General features: G+C 38.6%; 4 protein-coding genes. 3 read left to right on the plus strand and 1 reads right to left on the minus strand.

Annotated elements, in window-relative coordinates; all coding sequences use genetic code 11:
• On the plus strand, positions 1-1,040 hold a 1,040-nt coding region (locus tag IQ229_RS10975), incomplete at its 5' end, for a glycosyltransferase family protein (RefSeq protein WP_194043625.1).
• Positions 1,041-1,112: 72 nt separating this feature from the next.
• Positions 1,113-1,310 carry a hypothetical protein gene (locus tag IQ229_RS10980; RefSeq protein ID WP_194043627.1) on the plus strand — a complete coding sequence of 66 codons (198 nt, stop codon included), beginning with the start codon at positions 1,113-1,115 and terminating at the stop codon, positions 1,308-1,310.
• 239 nt (positions 1,311-1,549) lie between these two features.
• Here IQ229_RS10980 and IQ229_RS10985 read toward each other — a convergent pair whose 3' ends face one another.
• Positions 1,550-2,794: a peptidase gene (locus IQ229_RS10985; protein ID WP_194043629.1), complete on the minus strand. Its 1,245-nt coding sequence runs from the start codon at positions 2,792-2,794 to the stop codon at positions 1,550-1,552.
• Positions 2,795-3,343: 549 nt separating this feature from the next.
• Here IQ229_RS10985 and IQ229_RS10990 point away from each other — a divergent pair.
• The gene (locus tag IQ229_RS10990) at positions 3,344-5,416 is read left to right on the plus strand and encodes a serine/threonine-protein kinase (protein ID WP_194043631.1); all 2,073 of its coding nucleotides are present in this window, start codon (positions 3,344-3,346) and stop codon (positions 5,414-5,416) included.
• The last annotated feature ends 134 nt before the right edge of the window (positions 5,417-5,550 follow it).

Consider the following 5,550-nt stretch of genomic DNA (forward strand, 5'->3'; position numbering starts at 1 on the left):
GTGTGGAAGTTATTAATCTGCCTGCAATTAAAACTGACCCAGAATTTGCTGAACTACAAGTAGTAGATGATGCCATTAACCTTAGCGAAATCCAAGAAATTAGAAAAAATCGACTTCTGAAAATCTTTAAGCAATTCCAGCCTGATATTTTGATTGTTGAGTTATTTCCTTTTGGGAGAAGACGTTTTTCTTTTGAATTAATTCCATTATTAGAACTAGCAAAATCAAATAAAGGCTCAACTAAAATAGTTTCTAGTTTGCGAGATATTGTAGTTGTTAAACCGGAAAAACAAGTAAAACACGAAGAAAAAGTATGTAACTTAATCAAGAAGTATTTTGATATACTCTTGGTTCACAGCGACCCAGAATTAGTCCCACTAGAAGCAACCTTTTCTAGAGTCAATGACCTCAAGTGCCAAATATATTACACCGGATATGTCGTGCAATACCCACCAACAAATCCTATTTTAGCTGATGAAGATTGGGAAATTATTAAATCAGACAAACCCTTGATTGTAGCCAGTGTAGGAGGTGGTAGATTTGGTCATGATTTGCTTGAATGTGTAGTTAATACAGCCCCTTTTTTAGAGAAATTATTGCCACATCATATTCAGGTTTTTACCGGGCCATTCATCCCAAATTCAAAATTTAAAGAACTGCAAGAAATGGCAAAATTTAGTAAAAACATCTATATTCGACGCTATACTCCTTACTTGCTAAATTACATGAAAAAAGCAGACCTTTCAATAAATATGTCTGGCTATAACACTACAATGAATATTTTAACCACAGGTGTACGATCTCTGATTCTTCCCTTTACAGGTAATCAGGATCGAGAACAAGCAATTAGAGCCGAGAAGTTAAGCAATTTAGGAATAGTCAAATTTATCAATCATAATTATTTGCAACCTGATTACCTGGCTATTAATATTATTAATTATCTCAAAGAGCAGCCTAATAAAATTAACTTTGATTCTGGGGGAGTTGAAAAAACTGCAAACATCTTAAAAGCTTTAGCAGTCAAGCAAAAAATTGCCTAGTTTGACAAAGGGAGGCGGTTCATTATTTTGTAACTCGTGTGTAAGTCCTATAGTAGATAAAATGACTCAAAAATGCCTACCTTTGTAGTTTCTCATAATCTTAGAGCCGTTGAACAAGCCGATTTAGTTTTCTACATTGAAGACGGGCAGATTTTAGAGCAAGGTACACATAAAGAATTACTGCACTTAAGTGGACGTTACAGTGCAATGTATGCCTTGAAATCTGCAAGAACTTCCCATGAGAATGGTGTGTATGCAGTTGAAATTTAATGAGAAGGGAGTGGGAAATGGAGGATGAGGAAAACAAGCAATTCCCACAGTCATCAAGACAGTTCAGAATGAGCAACAAAACCCTCATGTAGAGACGTAATAAATCGCGTCTTAAAAGACCAACAACCCTTAACTTAACTTTGTACAATGGTATCGAGACTATTACGGTAAATAAAAAAAACATTCCGGGCTATATCCTACTCATAGCAATAGTCTCGATACTAGAATTGGTAATTACTTCAGAAAATAGTCAATCTATATTTACCGCGTTCCTGTGGATTTTTGGAAGTAATAACTATATAGTATGTATCATCTTCAGGCAACCTAGCTCGGTCAATTAAAGCACTGTAGACACCACTTTTGTCTTTGTGTTTATCGATTGCGATCGTCTGTCCTTTAGAATTTAGCAAAGCTACATAAGGAGAAAACTCTTCATCAACACTATCAACACGAATACTTATCAGCTGATTTTTTCTACCTTGAAAATTAGAAACATTGTAAGCACCTCCATTTTGTTTCAAAGTTGAGCTTTTGGCAGTTAGTTGATCTGATTCATCTAAAGTATAGCTAGCTCTATCATTCCTTAGAGCCAAACTATAGCGGCCTGTATCTCTCGGATCTTGACTAGTAACAGCAATCTTGTAAATGCCATTCTTAGGCAGTCGCGCAAAAATGAATGCATCATCGCCACCACTGCTTTTATCCAAAGCGCCTTTTTTGACAATAATATTGTTATCAGGATCGTGCAGAAACAACAAGGGTTTTAAACTCAAGTTATTCGAGCTGCGTGTATCATTACTGCCAATCAGTCTAATTTGAACTAATTGATTTTCTCTGCCCTCAAACTCATAAAAATGAAAATATCTACCTTCAGATTGAAAGTCATTCTTACTTAAAATACCTAATGCTACATCTACAAAGTTAATCTCTTTGTAAGTTGGGGTTGCAGGTGAATAAATCGCTGAATTATTGAGATTTTGGTTCCCAGTTGTAGCTACATTAGAACTTGGCTTGCGAACTCTCCCGGAGCCACCATTAGAACGATTGGCGTTTGAATTTGCAGTTCTAGTTCCAGAGGATCTAGATGCACCACCACTATTGGAACGATTAGAATTTGAGTTAGAATTCCTACGTCTAGACGATCTTGGAGTAGAGCTATTATCTGAAACCCTGGAAGTTCGCTGAGAAGTTTCTCTATTAGACGATGCACGAGGATTCTGCTGTATTGGTGACTCAATAGAAATCTTCCGTCTTGGAGATATTGATGCCTGAGAAGCAGGAATTTGCTCAATTCCTTTTTTTACTGCTTCTGGTTGTCTCTCATCTGGTGATTTAGCAATTATGAAGTCTTGAGAACTGTGAGATTTCACTTTCACTAAAGCACTTATAGGCAGCACATTACTTGTGATTAACAAACTACTACTCACGCAACCAATTAAAACATGACTTAATTTGCGACGATAGTTTTTGTTGTCTAATAGCATAGTTACGCTCCTAATTTTGCTGATAATTTTGTCTCTTTCTGAAAGACAAAATTAATACTAGTTGCTGTTTTAACCACAGCAGTGATTTAAATTGAAAAGGAGATTTGGCGTATATACCTTAGCGGCTTGCTAAAGGCATTGCCTGTAATCAAATGAATTTGTATATCCTACATACCCAAATGTTTGTCACAATCAAATCAGAAAAATTATATTTTCAATTTAGACTACTAGAGAAAATCTCAATTTCGTAGGTATATACTGAGCTACAAACTTAAATTGCTGCTTTTCGGAATTTTGCCCAGATATTTATTTTTGTAAACCTGACTAAATGGCTTACACAGATGTAATACACAAGCAGACCTGACGCCCATAAATTCGTCAAAAGGCATCGCTCAAACACAAGTTTTGCAAGTTATCTAAATTGTTTAATACCCGATGAGGTAAGGAAATTGGGGATTTGTATGGTGTCTCAGTGATATTTACTAACAAGAGAGATTATACTGTATGACTTAAGATGAATATATACTCCAACTGAAATGGATTCCCAGTATGCTCTGTTGTGTGAATCCCGATTGCCAAAAACCCCTAAATCCTGATAAAAACAACTATTGCCATAGTTGTAGAGCGGAATTGATACCCCTGCTAGGAGGTCGCTATCGCCCCACTCAGGTTTTATCAGACGAGGGTGGATTTGGTAGAACCTATCTAGCCAAAGATGTACACAAACTGAATGAATGCTGTGTTGTTAAGCAATTCGCGCCAAAACTTCAGGGAACTGGGCCGCTAACCAAGGCCGTTGAACTATTTAAACAAGAAGCGAGCCGACTGCAAGAACTGGCAGAACATCCGCAAATTCCAACTTTATTGGCTTATTTCGAGCAAAATAGCTATCTCTTTTTGGTGCAGCAGTTTATCGATGGGCAAAACTTGCTCAAAGAATCGGAAACGCGGGCAAACTATAACGAAACAGAGATTCGCCAACTTTTGCTAGATTTACTGCCAGTACTGAAGTTTATCCATCTGCGGGGAGTGATTCACCGGGATATCAAGCCACAGAATATTATTCGCCGTCAAAGTGATGGGCGATTAATCCTAATCGATTTTGGAGCTTCCAAACTGCTGACAGCAACAGTGCAGACTAGAATGGGCACTGTTATTGGCTCACACGGTTACACTGCACTTGAACAGATGCAAGATGGAAAAGCTTACCCAGCCAGTGATTTATTCAGTTTGGGGGCTACTTGTTTTCATCTCCTGACTGGAGTTCGCCCATCTCAACTGTGGATACATCAGGGTTATGGTTGGGTTGCATCTTGGCGGCAACATTTAACCAGTTCAGGTAGGGACGGGATTTCTATATCTATGGAGTTGGGTGAAGTTTTGGATAAGCTGTTGCAACTAGACATCCAAAAGCGTTATCAATCGGCTGATGAAGTCATCAATGACTTGACACCTCAAATACAACCATTGTTATCAGTGCCCCCAACTATACTTACACCAACATTTGCAGCTAACTCAGCAAACAAGGTGCCAGTTTCACCAAAATCAAATAACAATCTGAAAAGTCAACTGCTGTTAGGTTCTAGCATTTTAATGTTGGGATTAGGGGGAGTTTGGTATTTCCAGTCTCGTCCCCAGATAGTCAGCGAGGCTCCTCAACCTATTTCTCAGCCTATTTCTCAGCCTATTCAGCCCCAAAAAAACGTCTCAGAAAATTCTTATTCACCCAAACCCTTCAAGGGGCATTCTAGTGACGTAAATTCCGTAGCTTTCAGTCCTGATGGTACAACCCTTGGCAGTGCCAGTGATGATAAGACAATCAAGCTATGGAATCTGACAGGTGAACAGGAAATCCGCACTTTAGAAGGACATTCCAATTGGATTTGGACTATAGCTTTCAGTCCTGATAGCAAAATCCTCGCTAGTGGTAGTGCGGACAAGACAATTAAACTGTGGAATCTGGAAACAGGAAAGTTAATCCGCACCTTGCAGGGAAATAGCGATGGAGTTACTTCTGTAGCTTTCAGTCCTGATGGCAAAACCCTTGCAAGTGGCAATGCTAGTAAGGATATGAAAATCAAACTGTGGAATCTGGAGACAGGAAAGTTAATCCGCACCTTAGAGGGACATACCAGTGGTATTGCATCTGTAGTTTTCAGTCCTGATGGTAAAACCCTTGCCAGCGGTAGCTGGGATAAAACAATTAAATTGTGGAATCTGGGAACAGGAAAGTTAATCCGCACCTTCGATGGAAATTCAGAGTCGATTCTTTCAGTCGCTTTTGCTCCCGATGGCGTCATCCTTGCCAGTGGCAGTAAAGACAAGACAATTAAATTGTGGAATCTGAAAACAGGAAAGTTAATCCACACCTTAGAAGGACATAATGATAAGGTTAATTCTGTTGCCTTTTTGTCAAGCGTAGGTGCAAATGGTATCACCCTTGTAAGTGGCAGTAGTGACAAGACAATCAAAGTTTGGAATCCAGTCACAGGTAAGGAAGTCCGCACTTTGGAGACAGGTTCTGGATATATTTATGCCGTTGCCATTAGCCCAGATGGACAAACCATTGCTGGTGGTGGAAGTGGTGAGAACATTCTCAAAATTTGGCAGATGATTAATTAAAAATATCTGATAGTGTACATTCGCAATAGATTGCGACTTTTTTGGGTTCTACCTCAGAAAGAATATTTAGCTATGCAAAAATATCAAATTAATCATAGCTTCAAAAGATGATATTGGCGAAAACTGTATTATGG

Origin of the sequence: Nostoc cf. edaphicum LEGE 07299, from assembly GCF_015207245.1 — a bacterium.
Classification (GTDB): Bacteria; Cyanobacteriota; Cyanobacteriia; order Cyanobacteriales; family Nostocaceae; genus Nostoc; species Nostoc edaphicum_B.